Source organism: Geobacillus sp. CX412 (assembly GCF_027942335.1).
GTDB classification, from domain to species: domain Bacteria; phylum Bacillota; class Bacilli; order Bacillales; family Anoxybacillaceae; genus Parageobacillus_B; species Parageobacillus_B toebii.
Genome location: NZ_CP103461.1, coordinates 2,087,653 through 2,108,879 on the forward strand (window position 1 = coordinate 2,087,653; position 21,227 = coordinate 2,108,879).

Annotated in this window: 17 protein-coding genes and 5 pseudogenes; 7 read left to right on the forward strand and 15 right to left on the reverse strand. The window is 39.4% G+C overall.

Going from position 1 to position 21,227, the window contains the following annotated elements; translation table 11 throughout:
- Positions 1-51: 51 nt before the first annotated feature.
- The 8 genes from NXM86_RS10925 to kynU all read right to left on the reverse strand — a co-directional run bounded on the left by NXM86_RS10925 (position 52) and on the right by kynU (position 8,918).
- The gene (locus tag NXM86_RS10925; protein ID WP_089097413.1) at positions 52-1,929 is read right to left on the reverse strand and encodes an HsdM family class I SAM-dependent methyltransferase; all 1,878 of its coding nucleotides are present in this window, start codon (positions 1,927-1,929) and stop codon (positions 52-54) included.
- Positions 1,930-1,942: 13 nt separating this feature from the next.
- Positions 1,943-2,302 carry a hypothetical protein gene (locus NXM86_RS10930; RefSeq protein ID WP_089097412.1) on the reverse strand — a complete coding sequence of 120 codons (360 nt, stop codon included), beginning with the start codon at positions 2,300-2,302 and terminating at the stop codon, positions 1,943-1,945.
- Positions 2,303-2,890 (reverse strand): hypothetical protein, encoded by a 588-nt coding sequence (locus NXM86_RS10935; RefSeq protein WP_089097411.1) that lies wholly within the window; start codon positions 2,888-2,890, stop codon positions 2,303-2,305.
- Between the two features lie 16 nt (positions 2,891-2,906).
- On the reverse strand, positions 2,907-4,178 hold the full coding sequence (locus tag NXM86_RS10940; protein WP_089097410.1) for a restriction endonuclease subunit S domain-containing protein: 1,272 nt from the start codon (positions 4,176-4,178) through the stop codon (positions 2,907-2,909).
- A 355-nt stretch (positions 4,179-4,533) separates the two neighbouring features.
- A complete protein-coding gene (kynB, locus tag NXM86_RS10945) occupies positions 4,534-5,160 on the reverse strand; it encodes an arylformamidase (protein WP_089097409.1) in 627 nt (208 codons plus the stop codon).
- 73 nt (positions 5,161-5,233) lie between these two features.
- Positions 5,234-6,091, reverse strand: coding sequence for a tryptophan 2,3-dioxygenase (gene kynA, locus NXM86_RS10950; protein ID WP_089097408.1), 858 nt, complete (start codon positions 6,089-6,091; stop codon positions 5,234-5,236).
- 62 nt (positions 6,092-6,153) lie between these two features.
- A complete protein-coding gene (locus NXM86_RS10955; RefSeq protein WP_089097407.1) occupies positions 6,154-7,593 on the reverse strand; it encodes an amino acid permease in 1,440 nt (479 codons plus the stop codon).
- A gap of 38 nt (positions 7,594-7,631) precedes the next feature.
- Positions 7,632-8,918 (reverse strand): kynureninase, encoded by a 1,287-nt coding sequence (gene kynU, locus NXM86_RS10960; RefSeq protein WP_089097406.1) that lies wholly within the window; start codon positions 8,916-8,918, stop codon positions 7,632-7,634.
- Between the two features lie 185 nt (positions 8,919-9,103).
- On the opposite strand from kynU, the gene NXM86_RS10965 reads away from it, so the two are divergent.
- Complete coding sequence (locus NXM86_RS10965) at positions 9,104-9,718, forward strand: TetR/AcrR family transcriptional regulator (protein ID WP_089097405.1); 615 nt, start codon at positions 9,104-9,106, stop codon at positions 9,716-9,718.
- A gap of 653 nt (positions 9,719-10,371) precedes the next feature.
- On the opposite strand, the gene NXM86_RS10970 is transcribed toward NXM86_RS10965, so the two are convergent.
- Both NXM86_RS10970 and NXM86_RS10975 read right to left on the reverse strand, forming a co-directional pair.
- A complete protein-coding gene (locus tag NXM86_RS10970) occupies positions 10,372-10,917 on the reverse strand; it encodes a GNAT family N-acetyltransferase (protein ID WP_089097404.1) in 546 nt (181 codons plus the stop codon).
- Between the two features lie 88 nt (positions 10,918-11,005).
- Positions 11,006-12,447 (reverse strand): annotated as a pseudogene (locus tag NXM86_RS10975) (NAD-dependent malic enzyme).
- 412 nt (positions 12,448-12,859) lie between these two features.
- On the opposite strand from NXM86_RS10975, the gene NXM86_RS10980 reads away from it, so the two are divergent.
- Positions 12,860-13,009 (forward strand): DUF3006 domain-containing protein, encoded by a 150-nt coding sequence (locus NXM86_RS10980; protein WP_223812141.1) that lies wholly within the window; start codon positions 12,860-12,862, stop codon positions 13,007-13,009.
- 91 nt (positions 13,010-13,100) lie between these two features.
- Here the strand turns inward: NXM86_RS10980 and NXM86_RS10985 are convergent, their stop codons facing one another.
- From NXM86_RS10985 to NXM86_RS10995, 3 genes and pseudogenes are all read right to left on the reverse strand, one after another.
- Positions 13,101-14,423 (reverse strand): gluconate:H+ symporter, encoded by a 1,323-nt coding sequence (locus NXM86_RS10985; RefSeq protein WP_081189718.1) that lies wholly within the window; start codon positions 14,421-14,423, stop codon positions 13,101-13,103.
- 662 nt (positions 14,424-15,085) lie between these two features.
- Positions 15,086-15,999 (reverse strand): annotated as a pseudogene (locus tag NXM86_RS10990) (tyrosine-type recombinase/integrase).
- A gap of 193 nt (positions 16,000-16,192) precedes the next feature.
- Positions 16,193-17,083 (reverse strand): ISNCY family transposase, encoded by an 891-nt coding sequence (locus tag NXM86_RS10995; RefSeq protein ID WP_015863779.1) that lies wholly within the window; start codon positions 17,081-17,083, stop codon positions 16,193-16,195.
- 310 nt (positions 17,084-17,393) lie between these two features.
- On the opposite strand from NXM86_RS10995, the pseudogene NXM86_RS11000 reads away from it, so the two are divergent.
- The 5 genes and pseudogenes from NXM86_RS11000 to NXM86_RS11020 all read left to right on the forward strand — a co-directional run.
- A pseudogene (locus NXM86_RS11000) lies at positions 17,394-17,791 on the forward strand (transposase); the annotation flags it as partial.
- A gap of 38 nt (positions 17,792-17,829) precedes the next feature.
- The gene (locus NXM86_RS11005) at positions 17,830-18,522 is read left to right on the forward strand and encodes a lantibiotic protection ABC transporter ATP-binding protein (RefSeq protein ID WP_081189716.1); all 693 of its coding nucleotides are present in this window, start codon (positions 17,830-17,832) and stop codon (positions 18,520-18,522) included.
- A gap of 15 nt (positions 18,523-18,537) precedes the next feature.
- Positions 18,538-19,284, forward strand: a complete 747-nt coding sequence (locus tag NXM86_RS11010; RefSeq protein WP_081189715.1) for a lantibiotic immunity ABC transporter MutE/EpiE family permease subunit — start codon at positions 18,538-18,540, stop codon at positions 19,282-19,284.
- 1 nt (position 19,285) lies between these two features.
- Positions 19,286-20,074 (forward strand): lantibiotic immunity ABC transporter MutG family permease subunit, encoded by a 789-nt coding sequence (locus tag NXM86_RS11015; protein WP_081189714.1) that lies wholly within the window; start codon positions 19,286-19,288, stop codon positions 20,072-20,074.
- Between the two features lie 112 nt (positions 20,075-20,186).
- Complete coding sequence (locus NXM86_RS11020) at positions 20,187-20,621, forward strand: NisI/SpaI family lantibiotic immunity lipoprotein (RefSeq protein ID WP_081189713.1); 435 nt, start codon at positions 20,187-20,189, stop codon at positions 20,619-20,621.
- Positions 20,622-20,835: 214 nt separating this feature from the next.
- Here the strand turns inward: NXM86_RS11020 and NXM86_RS11025 are convergent.
- Together NXM86_RS11025 and NXM86_RS11030 are read right to left on the reverse strand one after the other, a co-directional pair.
- A pseudogene (locus NXM86_RS11025) lies at positions 20,836-21,048 on the reverse strand (IS110 family transposase); the annotation flags it as partial.
- Positions 21,049-21,072: 24 nt separating this feature from the next.
- Positions 21,073-21,207, reverse strand: a pseudogene (locus NXM86_RS11030) (IS110 family transposase); the annotation flags it as partial.
- Positions 21,208-21,227: the final 20 nt, after the last annotated feature.

Below are 21,227 nucleotides of genomic sequence, written 5' to 3' on the forward strand. Positions count from 1 at the left end.
TCATTTTTTCCACCTTCTCTATTTTACTCTTAAAAAAACCCTATGGTTCATTTACATACCTTTTTTATAAGCATCAACTATCTTCAAAAGATCGTTTCTATCATTTCCTAACTGAATCTCAACTTTATTCTTAACATCAAACCCAATTTCCTCTGCAACTGCCATAAACACTGGTCCTTGTTTTTCGTTTTCGTGTTCTTTCTTTTTAATATAGAGGAATGACGTTTTCGCACCTGTACCAGATAATTGGAATGTAACTGTCGGTAATGAAACAACCGCTTTCACAATCGCGCGGCCACCTTCAAATTCGCCTGTTACTTCGTTTTTCTTACCCATTAAATATTCACGTACATGTTTATAGCTTGAGTTACTTAAAATTCCATCTGGAAGGACCATAATCAAATAACCACCTGGTTTTAATAACTCTAAATTTCGGTCAATGAATAATACCGCTTGGTCTGTCGAATTGACTTGTTTCCAAACACCTTTATTATTTGGCTTTGCTCCAAGACATAAACCTTTTTTCATCGGTTTTCCGTCTTCGTCAATGCCGGATGTATAACGTTCTAAAATGGCTCTGCCTTCTTCTGTTTTATTGGATACAGAACCGGAGCCAAACGGCGGGTTTGTGATAATCACATCAAATGATTCAGGTTGCAATGAATCGGTCATTAACGAGTCGCTTACCCAGAAAATCGGAGCTTTTGGCAATCCGTGCATCGCCATATTCAAACGTGCTTTTAAAATCATGCTCCGTGTTTTATCGGCACCAACAAAGCTATGCTCTTTCATTTTTTCTAAATGCTCTGTTATTTTTTCTTTTTGAATCCCAGCAAATTCTCTCGTAAAGTATCTTTTTATTGCTTCATAGGCTTTAATTAAAAATCCTCCAGATCCGCAAGTTGGGTCAAGTACACGGAAGGTTGGATTTCCATTTTCATCTGTTTCTAGCAATTTGGCTGCTTCTTTTGGATTCGATGTTAAATCATGCATTACCATATCTACCATTGCTTCGGTTACCTGACGCGGTGTTAAATACGTTGCTTGACCGACTTTACTGTCATATTTTCCGCGTAGTAACACATCGTATAGGCGTCCTAAAATATCAGCGGTTACATCTTTTAACGTCGCCTTTTTAATTGCTCCATTATCATCTTCGAACTCACCGAGCTCTTGAAAAGCTTCAAATGCGGCAACATAGTTTGCCGGATTTTCTAACTTAATAAACTCTTCTTCGTGAAAGATGTAGCACTTTTCACCTTTGTCGTTGATCGCTACATAATCTTCATGATTTTTTATTTCTTTAAATGCATCTTTGATTTGTTTTACCGCTTTTTTGCCATGTTGCTTTATGTACTCATACTTTAAAATGTCATATAATTTTAAACCAGCATTTTCTCCTTCTTTTAATACATAATCAGGGTGATAAAGGCGGAAAATTTCCATAAACAGTAATTTACTCAGTTCATCGATTGCCTCGTTCGTAGAACTAATATTATCGGCACCAGCGGGACCGTAAAGACGCTCATGTAAATCATCAAATCGTTTTTGCAGACTAGAATAAATATCAAGCGACCAAAGTTCTTGTTTTGTTAATTTTTTCTTTTCTTTTTTTGTTACATCCACAACAGATGGAATTTCTGCAATTGGCGCAGATTCAATACAATCGGCGTAATAGTTTACATCTCCATTCGTGGCCCAAATAAAGTCAGGAGCCGATTCATGATATTGTGCTTCAATTAGTGCAGATTGTTGCACCGCATATGATAAATCAGCGTCTTTTTCAAAGATTTTCACGTAAACGACTTTGTCATCTCCTGTCGCTGTGAAAATCATTGTTCCATCTTCTTCATTTGTAGTAAGCTCAGAGAATTGACCATATCCTTTCATTTTTAATTGTTCTTGTACTTGTTGAATTGTCGTTTCCATTCGTTATTTCCTCCTATTTTCGTTTTACACGAAGCAAATTTTCGCGCGGTGATTCATATTTACCGCTGCTAATGGCAACATCAATAATTTCGCTTTGCGGTACAATGACATCAGCAGGGAGCTGGGCGAAAACATCTGGATCAATTTTTGTCATCGGGCGACCTTGTAACGCCCGCTCAATCGCTGCCAATATCATTTGCCGACGTTCATCTTGCTTCACTGTCCAAAGCCCTTCTGCATTTTGAATGATACTTGGATCTAAGCACACAAACAACTCCATTTGTTCCCGATTCCAATATAACTCATTTTCATGTGCAATCGTTACAAGCTGGTCAATCGTTTTTGGGGTTTTTAAATATTCATATAAAATCATTTAACCCCTCCTTCTTTCATTCACTATTTTTCTAGCAATTTTTAGAACCTGCTCGACAGGTGCGGTAATTCCATTATGATAACTTTCTTCATAAGTGAGTCCTTTCGATAAATCCCAAAATGCAATCGTTTCAATATTTGTTGGGAGCATAGTAGTTAACTCAAATGAGGTTACCAACGTTTTAAAAACTGGAATCCAATAAGAAACATCATTTAATTTACCATACTCAAGTAGAATAATTTGTTTCGCATTACGATCGTAAAAGTACCCAAAATCAATATCTAGCCGTATGCGCCCAGTAAGTAACTCTTTTGGAATATGAATACTATTTCTATGATAATCTAGGTCAAAAATAGGTTGATCGTAACGTTCATTCATTAATTGATACAGTTTTTTCAAAAAAGAAATTGTGAGTTGTCTAGGATATAATTGATGTTCATAATCTGTAATGTATGATTCATCTCTTAGGTCAAAAGCATTATAAATTTGCCTTTCCGCCTCTCTTATCGCAAGTGCATAATTCCTTTTCCCTTTCAAAGGATAATTAAAATAGTATTTATAAAATCCGTATAACGATGGTAACCTCATTCTTGTATCCCTCCGATTAATTAACTAATTTTTTCACCATATTTTCAATCAAATTGATCTTTTCTGGTGATTCAGCCGGGAGGTAAATTCTTTCAAGATCATCTATACTTATCATCATTTGCAATTGTCCTCTTCGCTTAGCCCTTAACTGGAATCGTACCAAAGGATGAGACAAACACCATAACAAATATGCAGACGAATACTTACAATTACGTAGAACCACAAACGCACTAGATGCTAAAGCTCCTTCGTATTCTCTAGTTACAAAAGCCAACGGTTGGTTCTCTTCTCCAATATATGGTCCGACGACTCCTAGTAAAATGTCGTTTTCTTTCAATACATATCGGGCACGACTTCTCACTTTTTCGAATGATATGGTCTCTGCCGAAATAATCCGATACGAATTTGTATCAATATTTTTAAAGCCAATGTAACGAATTTTTTTATTGTTAAAATCCGCCGGGCTAACTGTTTGTCTTACGATTTCACAAACATCTTTTAACTGCACCCATCGTTCGGTTTTGATCTTATTTTTCAATTGTTCGAACGTTTTTGAAGTATGGTAACGATAATAATCGACATCCAACCGCTTTGTTGACAGTTGTTTTTGGACCCAAAACTCTGTCGGTAGCGACGCGTTTAGTTCATTTAACTCAAATCCATATAAGTTATGCAGTTGTTGTTTTAAAATAGCTTGTTGGTTATGACCTTCTTCTTCAGAATCCACATCTATTACAATCGCTAAATCCTCTAACTGTTTAAGCGAAATTTTCGGCAATACAGATGGAACCGCCATTTTTTTTAATGAAAGCATTCCGATATTTGAAGCAAAAAACTTCATTAATATTGCTTGAGCTTGTTGATCCACGGGGCGAATTTTTATAATATCAGGACTAATAACAGCTCCATCATATGCCTCATCAACAAGAGTAATTTTAGGAAGCGAGACAATTTTCGAAATTAAAATATCCCCTTTCCTAACAATCGCTTTCTCCTCAATTCCATCTAAATCAAATAAATATTTCATCCCCTTTTGCACTAACTTATTATCCACAATATTTGATAAGCGAATATAAGGAACAGTCGTTCTATAACCAACAAACTCTGTCGCGTTTCTTGTTCCATCTGTAATTTCTTTACATAACATCCGTAAAGGAACAGTCTGTTTATTTTCTAATTTCTTTTTCAACTCCAATTCAATTTGATAAAAATACGGATCTAAACGCTCGGTTCGCAAATCTTTTTCACAAATAAATTTATGTATACAACCACATCCTTTATTGTTCATTTTGTTCTCTTTTTTATATTTTTCCATCTTCAATTATAATTTACTAACAAATACATAAAATGTCAAACATTTTTTGAGTATTTATTTTTTATTGTTCATTTTATTCTCTTTTTAAATAACAAAAAAATAAATCTATAAATCTCTTGCTACAATAAATATGTAACGAAAGATTTATATCAAATCCGGCTCCATATGTTGGACATACCGTAAAATGGTTGTGATAGAGTGATAAACACAACAATGATTCCAACTTTCAGAACCATTGAAGTTCTTGTTTTTTATAGACAACAGTGTTCATAGTACCATAATTAGCGAACAGTACCTGGCACTGTTCGCTATTAATTAATATTTGATGTTACCCCCTCTTTTTTAATACCGCTCTTACCGGGCTTCCATCCGCTTCTGCAAGCGGAAGCGGAAAAGCTATCAGTTCATAGTCGCCTGGGGCCACATGATCAAGGACAATACCTTCTAAAATATGGATGCCATAACGAGTCAATTCATGATGGGCAGGTAACTCTTTGCTATCTAAAGGATCGACGGACGGCAGATCCACGCCAATGAGCCGAATGCCGCGTTCGGAAAGATATGGCGCTAATTCAGGTTCGATATGGGGAATGGCTTCTGGAAAGACCGTACGGTTTTTCCATGCGCCTGTATAAATTAATAGGCGTGTTGCTCCTTCTAAATTTACACTTTGCAATTCGTCTACTCCAATCTTCGTTTTGTTTGGCAGATGGATGACACGGGCTGGGCCAATGTATATATCCAAATCCAAATCAAGCACCCGCTTTCCTTCATTATCAAAATGAAACGGGGCATCAATGTGTGTACCTGTGTGGGTGCTCATCGTGATTTGGCCTACATTGACAGACCCGCTTTCCTCTTTGCTCCAATTTACACGGTAGGAAAAAGGAGTATCCCCTGGCCATACAGCAACTTTTTCATCCAGCCGTTGAGATATATCAATCCACGCGTTCATCATTTTTTCCCCCTTATTCATTTACTCAACAGGAAAGGAGGCCTTTTCCCCAGCCTCCTGCCATGCATACATATTAAAGCTTCGTTCTTAAAGTCCATAATTCAGGGAAGAAATGTTGATCAAGCGCTCTTTTTAAATAAGTGACGCCTGATGAACCGCCTGTTCCTTTTTTATGGCCAATAATTCGTTCAACCGTACTCATATGGTTATAACGCCATAACTGTTGCTGGCTGCCGATGTCCACCAACTTCTCGGCCAGCTCATATAAATCCCAATATTGATCCACGTTCCGGTAAACAGTCAGCCATGCTTCCTCTACACTGGCATTTGGCTGATAGGTTTGGGACCAGTCTCTGTCAAGAACTTCTTGGTCAATTGGCAATCCTCGGGCTGCGAGCGCTTTAATCGCCGCGTCATAGATGCTTGGCTCATGAAGCGCTCTTTTCAGCTTTTCATAAATCTCAGGATCATGTTGGAAGACTAATAATGTATGAGCATTTTTATTTCCAAACGCAAATTCGATCAAACGGTTTTGGTAGGACTGAAATCCGGATGCATGACCCAATTTATCCCGAAATTCCATGTATTCAGCAGGAGTCAATGTGGAAAGGACGCTCCAAGATTGGATCAATTGCTGCTGAATTCTGGATACACGTGAAAGCATTTTAAAAGACGGTTCCAAATCGTTGCGGAGAATACATTGAATCGCTGCGTTCACTTCGTGCAAAATGAGCTTCATCCAAAGTTCGCTTGCCTGATGAATAATAATAAACAGCATTTCATCATGATGATCGGACAATCGTTGTTGGCTGGATAAAATTTTGTCGAGTTGAAGGTAACTTGCATACGACATTTCTTTTCGGAAATCTGTATGAATCTCTTCCTCTAATCCATACTTGGAATTTGTTTCATTATTATTAATGTTCACCATACCTGGCATCCCCCTTTTTTCATTCCCATCCATAGCTGCCTTCTATTAAATTTGCTATGACGCTATTTATCTAGGTTGACGTCACTTCCAGAAAGTTGGAGGGCGTCGTTTGTTGCATGATGCATTGCATTTGTTTTTTTCCAAATAAAATAAGCAGCCGAAAGAAAAATTAACCACGGAATTCCAAATTGAAGCATGATTTTAAATTGCGTAAACCATGTCGTAATCATCAAGCTGAGCAATAGAACGCCCCCTAAAATCGTCAAATAAGGAAAACCGATCATTCTTACTGGTAATTTGCGTCCCCCCATTTGCTTCCACTTGCGGCGGAAAAATAAATGAGAAACGAAAACCATCAGCCATGTGAAAATGGCACCGAACATGGAAATCCCCATCATGACCGCATAAGATGTCCCAGGAACCAGCGCCGAAACGACGGCAGCGACGACAATCCCAAGTGTAGAAACCGTAAGAGCGTTTGTCGGAACCCCTTTTTTACTTACCCTTCCAAAGAAAGCAGGCGCATATTTTCCTCGTGATAATGAATATATCATCCGCGTTGATGCATATAACTGGCTATTCATAGCTGATAATGCAGCCGTTAAGACAATAAAGTTTACAATTCCCGAAGCACCAGGGATATTCAAGATTTCCATTACTTTGACAAATGGACTTTTATCGACCCCAGCCGATTTCCAAGGAACGATCATTAACATGATGGCCATTGTCAAAACATAGAAAGTCGACAAACGGAATACGGTTGCTTTTAATGCTTTCGGTACCGCTACATCCGGATCTTTCGCTTCACCTGCTGTAACCGCTATCAATTCTGTCCCTAAAAAGCTGAATAGAGAGATAAAGATGGCTACCCACATTCCCCACCAGCCAAACGGCAGAAAACCGCCATCGTTTACAAGATTTTCGCTTCCTATTCCCGGCTGATCAGACGCTCCAAATAGAACATATGCACCAAGGAGAATGAAAAGCACAATCGCACTAACCTTTATCATGGAGAACCAATACTCAAAAGTAGCAAACGTATTGACACTCGTAGCGTTGACATATATCAGCACACCGCCAAACAACAGGATCCATACGATTCCCGGAACGTTTGGAAACCAGTATTTCATATAGACAGCAATTGCACTTACTTCTACTCCCACAGCAAGTACATTCGCTATCCAGTACGAATAGCGAACAATAAAACCTGCATAAGGATGGATATATTTTTCCGCAATCGTCCCAAAAGACCCTGAAGTAGGATGGGCAACCGTCATTTCCGCTAAACATCCCATTAAAAGCAATACGATCAATGCGCCTATCATATAACTAATCAACACGCTTGGCCCGGCAGTTCCAACAGCAAGCCCGCTTCCAAGGAACAATCCGGTGCCGATGGCACACCCCATCGCAATCATGGTAAGCTGATTGGTTTTCAAATCGCGATTTAATCCTCTCTCCCGCTCATAAAGATCATGGAAATGATGATTTTGGTTTTCCATTGTTTCCTCCCCCTTTCTTCTCGTAAAACGCGACATCTTTATGCCACTACCTCGCGCTCATTCGTAAACTTTTCATATTGTTTTTCCTTCATAATTTTTTTCAGGATTTGGACGACTTTCCACACTTCTTCATAAGAAGTGTACAATGCGATCGGTGCTAAACGAATGATGTTGGGTGCACGAAAATCCGGGATCACTCCGTTTTCTTTCAATGATTTACAAATCCGAGCAGCTTCATCATGTTCGAGGCTTACATGCCCCCCTCGGCATGCATCGTCTCTAGGATTGCCAATGGTAAAACCAAAATCTTTCAGCTCATGTTCAATTAAGTACATTAAATATTGAGTGATTTGCAGCGACTTTTGGCGAATGTTTTCAATTCCGGCTTCGGCAAAAATTTCTAAGGATCCGATTAAAGGCGCAAGGCTCAACACGTGAGGCGTTCCGATTTGATAAGCCCCTGCCGTTTCAGCCGGTGTGAATGTATGCTCCATGTCAAACTGTTTATCTTTTCTGGAACCGAACCATCCGGCCAGGCCAGGAAGCTTCCCGAAATGTTTGCGATTCACATATAGTCCCGCGACACATCCAGGCCCCCCATTTAAATACTTGTAGTTGCACCAAAACGCAAAATCAACCTCCCACTCACTGAACGAATGAGGGATGGCACCGATAGAATGACATGCATCAAATCCAATGAAAATGCCACGAGCGTGCGCTTCCTCTGTTAAACGCTTCATATCCAATATTTGACCGCTTCGATAAAGAACCGTTGGTAAAATAATTAACGCAATATCGTCGGCCATGGCAGCGATAATGTCATCCTCTTCTAAAAAGCGGCCATCGCGGCTTTTTACACGGATAAGATGCGTATCTGGATCATAGCCGCGGATACGGAGCTGGCTTTGCAGTGCGTAAATATCAGAAGGGAATGTCAACTCATCAGCCAAGATTTTTGTACGTGTTCCCTCAGGTTTGTAAAAGGTCGCAACAAGTTGATGCAAGTTCACTGTCGTGGAACCAGTTACAATGACTTCTTCAGGAGAAGCTCCCACTAATGGCGCCATCATTTCCCCAAGCCTCTCAGACAGGTAAAACCATGGATGTCTCCCTTGCGTCCACCCGTCAATCCCTAATTCTTTCCAATCATCCAAAGATTCTAATAGCGTTTTTTCAGCTCTCTTAGAAAGAAGCCCTAATGAGTTACCGTCCATATAAATAGAGCCAGGCTTTAAGTAAAACTCATGGCGGAAATGCCATAGTTTATCTTCCCGATCGAGCTTCCTGGCAAATTCTAGTGTGGGTTCAAAAGAATAAGAAAGCATCCTATCCTATTCCTCCTTCACATTGTTTTTTGGGAAAATTGTATCAATGAAGTTGACATGATGTCAATTAAAAATAAAAAATTTTCTAAATGTTAAGTTAAGTATTAAAATTATCATAAATCATCCTTTTGTTTTCATCAGATTCCATTTATGCTATTAAAAAGGAAACGAATGGAGGGAATGTCGTGGATAGTAGCAAAGTGGCCGATAAACGTCATATGCGTTCCATCATGACACGCCAAAAACTATTGCAAGCGGCAAAAGAAGTATTCATTGAGGAAGGGTTTCAAAAAGCAACGATTACTCAAATTATCAAAAAGGCAAATGTGGGATACGGTACAGCCTACGTACATTTTGGAGGAAAAGACGAAATTTTGATTGTGCTAATGGAAGATGTGATGGAACAATTTTATCAAATTGCAGAAATGCCCTTCTTTCCAACGTCAAAAGAAGAAGCCCAACAAATCATCAAAAAACAGGCATATTCATTTTTAAAGATGGCAGAAGCAGAGCGAAGCATGATGCAAGTGTTTGAACAGGCTATCGGAGTTTCACCGGTTGTGTCCGCTAAATGGAAAGAAATCAGGGAAAAATTCATCCAGCGAATTTCACAAGATATCGCCTATTCACAAAAAAAAGGACTAGCCAAAACGCAGTTAAATCCCGAACTTGTTGCCCGCGGCTGGTTTTTCACCAACGAAATGTATCTTTGGGAAATTGTCCGCAATGAACATAAGGCATCCGTAGAAGACATTGCCCAAACCATTACAGCCGTTTACACAACGGGACTTTACCTGTAACGATATGTTTTTGTAAAAGCTCTTTTTTCCATAGGCTCTTTTTTAATAATTGACTTATGATAATTTTTTATAATAGATGTTTTATATCTTACAAGAAGATAAGAGGTGTTTGTTAAAATGATAGAAGCTTTGGGTGGCTTCTTTAGTGCAATCGCAACGGCCTATTAGGCAAAAAAAGTAGGAAAAAATAAAGATGACTTTTCTTTATACACATCTTTCTACATACTTGAACGCCTCCTAAAACGCATATATCAACTATTAATGTAGTCAAGAAAGCAACAATCTATAAAAACCCCCTTGCAGTAGACAGTACTGTCTACTGCAAGGGGGAATAATATCAAATTCAAGAACTAGGCGTACTTATAGTGTGCTTTTAGTGTTCTTTTCTTACAAAAGCGCTCCATTTTGAAGACGAAGAAATTCCGAAGCCTTATTGTTGCCACGCTTGATTGCAAGAGATAATGCGGTTTCCTCACCTTCAATCCTAGCTCCATGTTCGATCAATAAATGATGAAAGGGAGCGTACGTTTGTCTTATTTCAAATTTCAAAATACACTGGATTGATAGAAAAAAATGGGTTTCAGACGAATGTCTGTTATAGTAGAGAGGGAAAATTCCCCCTCTCTACGAACATCTTGAAAAAGAAAGCATGTTTAGTGCGTATTCCTTAATACCGTAATAAACCCATCCAGTATTTGATGACTGATTTTAAACCCTTTTCGGAGATAAAATTTTAACGCATCATCATTTCCGTTTGATACAAAAATAAATATGTCCTTGATTGATTGAAATGAACTTAACCATTCCATCGATTTTTCGAATAAAACGCTGCCAATTCCACGGTTGCGATATTTTTCTTTTATATAAAACTGCGAAAGGCAGCCAACATCATCGGTTGGAACAGAATCAAAATCAAAAAATGCGTCACACGGCAAAGTCGCGAAATTATTGGAATAGATTGTTTTTGGAGAAATATTGCTATATGCATACCCAACAATTTCATCGTCATCTTTCGCTACGATGATGTAGTTCACTTTCGCCTTTTCGATCGATGGAATCATTCTCGTTTCAAAACACATCCCGTCAAACCACTCGGGATGGATCGTTGCTTTAGATTTTTGATAGGCCATTAATTCATTGCATAAATCTTTAATACAAATAATCTCGTCTTCGGAAATCACTTCATAACGAATCCCCATGTTCCAACTTCCTTTCGAAGGGATCAAGTAAAAAATAAGGAGAAGGGCATCATCATCTTTAACAAACAGTCTTGTCTAAGCGACAGCCTCATCTTTGTTCTCCGGAATATCCCCCTAAAGGAATGTTATCTTTCCGCGCCACGCCAGTGCGATATGCCGCTTCAATAACGGCTTGTCTCACTCGTTCTACCACTTTGTTATTAAACACGCTCGGAATAATATATGTTTCGCTTAACTCGTCGTCAGTTACAACGGAAGCGATCGCTTTCGCTGCGGCGAGTTTCATTTCTTCGTTAATTTCTTTTGCGCGGCAATCGAGCGCACCGCGGAAAATGCCTGGGAAGCAAAGAACGTTGTTAATTTGGTTCGGATAATCGGAACGGCCTGTCGCCATCACGCGAACGTATGGCTCCGCCAGTTCTGGATCGATTTCCGGCACTGGATTGGCCATCGCGAAGACGATTGGATCTTTCGCCATTTTTTTCACATCATCGACTTTTAAAATGCCTGGAGCGGAAACGCCGATAAATACGTCCGCACCCGCGATAACCTCGGATAAACTGCCTTTTTCGTTATCTGGATTGGTGATTTGCGCATATTCTTGCCAATACGGGTTATCGTACTTCTCGTCGCGATGAATGGCACCATGACGGTCTACACCGATAATATTGCGCACACCGGCTGCCAGCAAAATTTTCGTACAAGCAATTCCAGCGGCGCCGATTCCCGTTACGACAACTTTAATGTCCTCTAGTTTTTTGCCGACAATTTTTAATGCATTTAATAGCCCCGCAAGCAGCACCACTGCTGTTCCGTGTTGGTCATCATGAAATACAGGGATGTCCAGCTCTTCTTTTAACCGTCTTTCTATTTCAAAGCAATGCGGCGCCGAAATATCTTCCAAGTTAATGCCGCCAAACGCTGGCGCAATCGCTTTCACAATTTGAATAATTTCTTCTGTATCTTTTGTATCTAAGCAGATTGGGAAGGCATCGACGCCCGCAAATTGCTTAAACAACATCGCTTTTCCTTCCATCACTGGCATCGCCGCGTAAGGTCCGATATTGCCAAGCCCAAGCACCGCTGTACCATCGGAAATGACCGCCACCGTATTGCGCTTAATCGTTAAGGAATATGCTTTTTTTGGGTCTTCCGCAATGGCTTTACATACTCGCGCTACCCCTGGCGTATAAACCCGTGATAAGTCATCACGCGTCTTTATCGGAAATTTCGAGTTCGTTTCGATTTTTCCACCGATATGCATCCAAAACGTACGATCTGATACGTGAATAATTTTAACGCCCTGAATTTTTTCAGCGCTGCAATAATTAAATCGCATTGTTTTGTATCTAACGCACTGACGGTGATATCACGCACGGTATGTACTTTGCTAGATGAAATAACATCAATCCCGACGATATCTCCCCCTGCTTTTCCGATCGCAGCGGCGATATCGCTGAATGAGACATGATCTTTTTCATATTGAAGACGAATCGTGATGTTCATCGCTGCGCCACTTGGTAATGCCATTACACTCTACCTTTCTTTTACATTTTTATCCATATAAAAAACTCCCACGATTCACATGTTATCTCATTAAAGAAAAAAAGACAACCCTTATCCTATCGGAAAAGGTCTGCAACTGCTTCTTGCGATGGTTTCTCCGCTAAAAAGCAGAATGGACATACATAATCGGAATATACTTTATGGTGTCGGTCGCATTTATTATATTATCACATCTGTTTCGTATTATTATATGAAAATATCACCGGACCGAAAACTTCGGCGAGCGTTGGCTGTAAAAGACGTATGGCGAGAAGGCCGCATGCGGTTTCTAAAGGGAAAACATATAAGACACAAACTTCATTCACTCCTAGATAAAATAAAGAGGATGCGAACATAAGAATGAAACATATTATCGATCGTTTTGAAAGCGATTTGGATGCTTTTGAAGCAAATGATAGATATCGGAAAAAGCATGCTTCCTAAGAACGCTGCGGTCGGCGATGTGGTCATATTAGAAAATGGCCATTTTCGCGTTGACAAAGAAGAAACTGATAAACGGAGAAAAGAAATGGAGGATTTGATTTAATGAATGAACTGGTTGAGGATGAAAAGCAATAAGCCCCTTTCAAGGTGAGGAAGGGGCTATTTTTATTTCCTTAATCGATGAAACGTGGATATTAGCCAATCACCGTGCTTAACGTTAATACTCCAAGCAATCCATAAATAGCAATAAGAGTAAACATTAAACAAACTGTTTTCACTGTCTGTCCTATCGTCAAGTTAAAATATTCTTTTGTCATCCAGAAAGATACATCGCTTGGTGGAGCAAAAGCTATAGAAGCGGTTCCAATTGCTAATACCATCAATTCAGGGCTAACACCTGTTTTTTGTACAACTGGCGACATCATTGCTGAAGTGGTTAAAACTGTTACCGTGGCAGACCCTACGGCTAACCGTATTATACAGGCAATAATCCATGCTAATATAAATGGTGAGATATTCCATCCACTTGTGAATTGAGCAATGTAATCGGCCATTCCACTATCAATAATAACTTGTTTGAATGCACCACCGCCTCCAAGAATGAATATAATTCCGCCCATAGAAATCAGTGCTTCTTCTGCGATTTTCATTAGTTGAGTAATCGTCCTTCTTTTTTTACGCAAACCAAATACATATACTGCGATGAAGAGCGATATAAGCAAAGATACATCAGCATTACCGATAAAGGTTAAAATTTTGTAGATTGTAGAGGTTTTAGGAAGTGTATATTCTGCAATTACTCCGATCAAAATGAGAATAACCGGCGACAAAGTCGTTAAGACGCAAGTTGCAAATGATGGGACTTCATCCATGTTGAATTCTGTCTTTGTTACTAAATGATCTGGAACTTCTACGTCCCAATTTTTATATAATATGGAAAATAAAGGACCGAAAATAACTGAAGCTGGAATTGCTAGAATCAACCCATAGGCCAGAACAACTCCTAAATTGGCTCCTAAAACAGACGAAATAGCAGTTGGTCCTGGATGTGGAGGTAAAAAACAGTGTGTTATTGATATTGCTGCTAAAAACGGTATACCCACTTTTAGCAACTTCACTCTTGCTTCAACTGCAACAGTGTAAACTATTGGAATCAACAAAATGAAAGTGACTTCGAAGAATAATATTATCCCCAATATAAAAGATGCCAGGCAAACTGCCCAACCCACTCTTTTTTCACCAAAATTATTAATTAGAGATCTTGCAATTCTGTGGGCTCCACCGCCTTCAGATATGATTTTCCCAAAAATAGCACCCAAGCCAATAATGATGGCTAAATGTCCTAGGGTACCTCCAAGGCCAGATTCAATTGATTTGACAATAGTTAATGGTTCCATCCCTTGGAAAACCCAAACGAATATGGCCGATAAAATCAGAGATAGAAAAGCGTTAAGCTGAAAAACTATGATTAGTAGAAATAATAACACTATCCCTAGTGCCAATATAATAAGTGGCATATGATCACTCCATTCTTAAATTTATTAATGCAATTCATTAAAACAACTCCAACAACCAATGAATTTAAAAAATATAATTAATATTCAGAAAAATAATATCCTATTAATCCGATAAACTTACATCATTTCATTTGGTAATTTAGTGTATTTCATTACTAACCAACTTGTAGACTTAATTACCTGGTGATCCTTTTTGTAAACGGTTACAACACAAATAATATCCCCCCCTTATTTATGTAGACCAAAGAATCATATCAAGGAAAAAACCAATCCCATCGTGCAAGTTCTCATTTAAGTATCTTTTTTTGCATATGTATTTGTATTTTTGCAAATGTATGCTAACATTTGATTATTTTACTTTTCATATACTATTTTGAAAGGGTTCGATACGGAATGTGGTGCCGTCCTTAGATATTTAAGGTATCCTTCCATAAATCCTCTCTAAAAAAGCGCAAAAAAAAACCTTTAGGTCCGAATCTAAGCATACAGAAAGTATGCAGCTGATCGAATCCAAAGGTCCTTGCTGATTCCTTGTTGGTGTGGCAGTCTATTAAAATCCAGCTATGCTGCGCATGTAAAACGCATTGTCACCAAAATATCCGTCAATGAGCTGTAATTGATCCATCATCGATTTCCTCTCTCATGGAATGAATTTATCTGGATTAAAACTTCGGCAATGTCTCTACCGCATCCGCCAGATCGCTGTAGCTGTCTTTTAAGTATCGGGATGTCGTGGCAATATTACTGTGACCAGCAAGCCTCCGTACTTTCTCGATATCGTTGTTCGTCGCCTTTAACATCCACTTACAAAACGTATGCCGGAACATATGGGGCGTCAGTTTTTTATTTGGCAGGCTGTAGCTTTCGATCATTCGCTGGATGCCCCTTACCGAAAACTTCGGAGAACGCTGGCTGTAAAAGACGTATGGCGATTCGGCCACATGCGGTTTCTTTTTCGCCATTTCCGCGCGAAACTTAAGCCAATCCTCGAGTTCTGCCAGCAAGATATTCGAGATCGGCACCGTTCTTACCTTCATCCCTTTTCCCACGATCCGAATTCGTTTCATCTCTAAATCTAAGTCCGTTAATTTTAAATTGGATAACTCTTCCACTCGCAATCCCGCATAGGTAAGCAAATACACCACCGCACGGTCCCGGCGATATTTCTCCTCGGGATCGACTCCTCGGCTTTGTACCGGCTTTTTCCGCATCCGTTGCAACAAGTCCTCGAATTCTTCTTCCTTAGCCACATAATTTTTTCGTTATCTTCATCGGCCGATTTTAAATCCTGGATATCTTTCATTGGGTTCTGTTCGAGCTTGTAATGTTCGACCGCCCACGCATAAAAGCTCCGCAGCGAATTAAGCCGGCGATTGATGGTGGAGATGGCCGACGGTTTCCCTTCCGCCGGATTTAACATTTGATGGATCCATTTGCGAATGTCGGCCGGCGTGACGTAATCACCCGGACCTATATGTAAATCTTGGAAAAAGATATTTAAGTCATTCGTGTAGGAGATGATCGTGTTTGGGGAAGCACCTTTTTCCTGAAGGTAGATAACATACTCATTTAACATCTTTTCCACCCTTTCACTTATACGACGAGTTTAAAAAGGTTCGAAGAGCAAAAAATCGGTCAAAAAAATAACATTATATGACGAGTATATCATAAAAAAGAATAGATTGTTAGTCATATAATGTATATTATATGACAAGTTATAAGTACAAGTGAGAGAGCGTATATATTTTTATTTTGATGGTGTTGCAAAACTAGAGTAAAAACTCGAAGTTATGCATAAGGATGCAACATAACACATGCAGTACATATCGATGAAATCCATACCATCTTGGCTGTTCCAACCCGTCACTCTTTAACTCATTAAATACTCGTTCAATCTCACGACGAAGTCCAAACAGCCATTGGCCAAATCTCGTTTTCAAAAAGACAGGAAGAACCCGGCCATAGGCATCTTTTCGTTCCTTGCTATTGCGGCGGTTGATAGGGGAAATGAATAGGATTCCTGACTGCTCTGCTGTTTGACGAACCTTTTCACTGTCATACGCGGCATCGCCCAATACCAATTCGATATCCCACTGCTTTAAAGAAACAAGCAATTCTGGTGCTACTGCCGCATCATTTCGATTCGCTGTGGTCAACACATGAGATAAAATGATTCCCTCGGCGGTGGTGCAGAGATGGAGTTTATATCCTTTAAACCAGTGATATCGGGTGGACACTCCCCACTTCGCCTGTGAATCGTAAAGACTGCTTCGAAGGGCCGTGCTGTCGATCAGCACGATTTGCGGATAACGTACTTCTAGATCTTTGAGCAGCTGTGCATGAAAAACAGGAAATCCTTGTTCCCGGAACCACTTCGCCGCACGGGAAAACGTAGAAAGGTGAGGGACTTCACCAAGCCCACAGGCCCGTTGAAAACAGCGAAAACGCTGCAGGATGCGCACTAATTTTCGCAAGGAATCAATGGAAAAATAGGTTTTCAAAAAGAAACATTTCAACAACGATTTTTTCGACACCGGCGGTCTTCCTGTCACATACGGTGTTTCCGGCAATGATAGCGAGTCGATATACCGAAATAATGCTTCTAAAATTGGGTCAATTTCATAAGTCCATGCATGTTCGCTGTTCCAATTGGAAATCATAATAGTGTCCACCCCTTGGAGAGTTGTTTTTTTGATCACTATATATGATTTCCAAGGTGGTGGATTTTTTATGTGCATTTATGCATTCGTTATGCGTTTTGCAACACGTTCATTTTATAAAAATACCTAGTTAATTACAGTGGGTTCTCAAACAAGAGGAAAATAATAAAGAACAATATGGTATAAATAGGATATATTTCATTTAATCAAAAACCGGAATTATTATAAAAACTTTATATTGAAAAGTTAGTGTGAAATTGCAGGTGAATGATGATTCAAAAATGCATTCATTTCTCTAATGGATTTGATTACTTCCAAGGGAATGATTTTGTCCCATGTATTCACTACAGTGAATCGGAATGATGCAACCGTAGCGCCGGAATTGCTTACTTCTCTCAAACAATAAGAAATCGAATTTGCCTTAGGTGATGCCGCATATGACAGCGAAAAGGTTCGACAAACCGCTGAGTAGCCTAGATCCCTATTCATTTCTTCCATCAACGGCCACAATAGCGAGATGCGGAAGGATGCTTATAGCCGAGTTCTTCCCGTCTTTTTGAAAACAAGAACAGGTTGGAGCAACCGAGATGGTACGGATTCCATCGGTATTTACTCCATGTGTTATGTTGCATCTTTATGCATAATTTTCGAGTTTTTACTCTAGTTTTGCAACACCATCCAATACAATACCCAGAACATGGTATATAAAAACTTTAAAGTTTTTTAACTTTGAAAGGAGAATAAAAATGGAAGAGTATTTTTTGGAAACCAATCATTTAAGCAAAGCTTTCGGCAAACAACTTGCGGTTGACAATGTATCTATAAGAGTCAAGGAAAATACTATTTATGGATTGCTTGGACCGAATGGAGCCGGAAAATCAACAATCTTGAAAATGTTAACAGGGCTTTTGCGTCCTACAAACGGCGAAATTATCATTAACGGTCATCCATGGAGCAGAAAAGACCTTAAAGATATCGGTGCGCTTATCGAATCACCGGCTCTTTACGGCAATTTAACGGCCTATGAGAATTTACTTGTTCATGCAAAATTACTAAATTTGCCTGACTCAAGAATAAAAGAAGTGCTGAAAATTGTTGGTTTGGAAAATACAGAAAAAAAGAAAGTGTCTCAGTTTTCCTTTGGTATGAAGCAGAGATTGGGTATTGCCAAAGCACTTTTAAATCACCCCAAACTTCTTATTCTCGACGAACCGACAAACGGACTTGATCCGCTGGGTATACAAGAATTGCGGAAACTTATCAGATCTTTCCCAGAACAAGGAATAACTGTCATCTTATCAAGCCATATTTTGACGGAAGTAAAACAATTGGCGGATTATATCGGCATTATTCAAAATGGGAAACTCAAATATCAAGGCGAAATAGATGAAGACCAAGATCTAGAAAAACTCTTTATAGATGTAGTCAACGGATTATGAAGGAGGATGTGAATAATGCTGAATATGATACAGTCTGAACGTTTAAAATATAAGCGGACTTTTGCCAAAAAACTCGTATATATTGCTCCTTTTTTCTTTGTACTGTACGCCATTATTACCATGCCTACGATTAATTCAGAATATAATTATTTCGAATACACCGTATTTAATTGGTGGCCGTTAATATTTGCTCCGTTAGGGACGTCATTGATCGCATCGCTTTCGGCAATGAGAGAAAAAAAGTCAGGGAACTATAGAGCCTTACGTTGTCATGATATCAGCATTATACGTATGTGGTTCAGCAAAATCATTGTAATTGCCTATTATACATTGCTCTCAACAATTGAACTCATTCTATTGCTAATCATATTAAAATTATTTTTGCCCAACAGCATTTCATCAGCAACTGTCGTCATATTGGCCAGCCTTACCATTTGGATCACATCTTTAGCATACATCCCTATAGGGTTGTTTTTTGCAGAACGATTCGGAACGGTGATTTCCGTTATTGTCAGTGTGATAGGGATTGTGTTAGGAGTAGTAATGGCTCCAGAATCGTACTGGATGTATATTCCGTGGAGCTGGGGAATGAGACTGATGTCCCCGATTGTGGGTGTTCATCCGAACGGAGTCCCTTTGGAGAAAGGAAGTCCTTTATTGGATCCTTCCGTTATTCCAATAGGAATTGCTGCCTCCATTGTCATTTTTGTTTTATTATCTTTTGTTACAGCATTTTGGTTTTCGAGAAAAGAGGTGAACTGAAATGTCTTTTCTGCAGGTTCTGTCTTCCGAATGGTTAAAGACAAGGCGTACAACAATCAGACTGATCGTGTTTGTAACACCGGTCATTTATCCAATCTTTATGTTATGGTATTTTTCCAGATACAATGATCCTTCTTCTTGGCAAGTTAAAATATACGGAGGCTTTTTTGAGGTATTGACTGTCTCTTTACCTATTATTATCTCGCTGCTTACCGGTTTGATCTCATACCAGGAAGAAAAATCGGGAAGTTTTATGAACTTGTTGACCGGTCCTGTTTCAAGAGCGAAATTTTACTTCGGCAAACTTTTTCTGCTGATTTCTGCAGCAATTGCGGACATATTCTTGTCAACTTTCCTTATGTTGTTAGGGATGAGGTATATATTGAACGTAGACAATGTTCATTATGATTTGTTTTTGCAGGGAGCGATGTTGTCTGTTGTTGGCTCACTAATTCTTTTTTCCATGCATATGCTTATCAGCTTTGCATTCGGGATGGGTGCATCTATAGCGATCGGAGGCGGAGGATTCCTTATTTCGGCTATCATCGGGGCAACTGTCTTGGGAGATAATATATGGAATTATATTCCATGGACTTGGGCCGTTCGCCTTTCGCAAGTTCCCATGTTATTGATGCCCGAGGTAAAACATGCCTTTGGAATGCAGTTGTCAAATCTCTATTTTCAAGAGTTGTTGAAAGGGATTGTGCCTGCGATTATATGTTTTATACTCGTAACTATAATCGGTTTAATCTGGTTTAATCATTGGGAAGGGAATAAGTCATATGAATAAAACGTCCATGAGTGAATTTCGCTCTCCACCCAGGTATAAAATCATCACTCATGGACTGAAGATTTTCACAGAATAATGGAAAAAGCAGGGGAAGGAGGAGAATAGAGCAGAAATGAAGAATTCCATCTTATTTCTTATACTGATTGGGGCAATTCTCCTGGGGGGCTGTTCGCTTTTAAGTGACTTAAAAAAAACCGCATCAGAAAATATGGCTATTGATAAAAAATTACCGAAATATGAATTGAACAAAGAAAACTTTAAAGAAATAAGCTATGAGGGCAAAACATATATTATTCAAGAATCAGAAGTAGATCGTGACAATTTGGATGAACCTATTGGGAAAGTCTCGGAAAATATTACGATTAATGAAAATAATGAGATATTAAGCAAAAAAGAGCTCAGAAAAATTGAAGTTGTTCCAAATAAAAAAGACGAAAAAAGAACTCATTTAAACTTTGGTTGGGTATACAGCATAAAAGGTGTAAGCCCGGACGAAGAAGTTGCGGTAGTTATTAACAATAAATTTCATCTTGCAAAAATAAAATAATCATAAGGTTCATATCTTGATTGAAGCAGAAATAGCAATGGATATTTGCAAAAAAGTACTTTTTTGTGAAAACCCATAACCCCCAGCCATCCCTGTATACGCCCCGATCTGGCCGGGTATACTGGCAAATGGCTAAAGAAGGCAATAGGAAAGCAGAGGTGCCTGATTTTTTTCGTTTCGGCACCTCGTATATTCCGTACGCCTTTTGGCTATACTAGTTCATTTGTGGTTCGCGGAACGGTTCCTTTCGGGTGATCATGTAAAACATGATCGAAAGCATCCGTCGCGCAGTCTCGATGAGTGCTTTCTTCTTTCCCCGCCGAGCCGCCAGAGACCAAAATTTCGACGCCAATGGTTGATTCCTGCATCGGGATAACGCCCATGCCGTCTCGCATAACGCCGATTGGAGATGGGGATTGCCTTTGCCAATCCCGCCCATGAAGCGAGTGCTCATATCCGTTCCGATTTTGGCGATCACCACGGCGGCGGTTTCTTTTTTCACTCCCGGCATCGTCATGAATAGTTCCACTTCCTGTTGATACGGTTCAAGCAGGTGGTCGATGCGCTGGTCGATCTCGGCAATCAAACTCAACTTGACATGGAGCC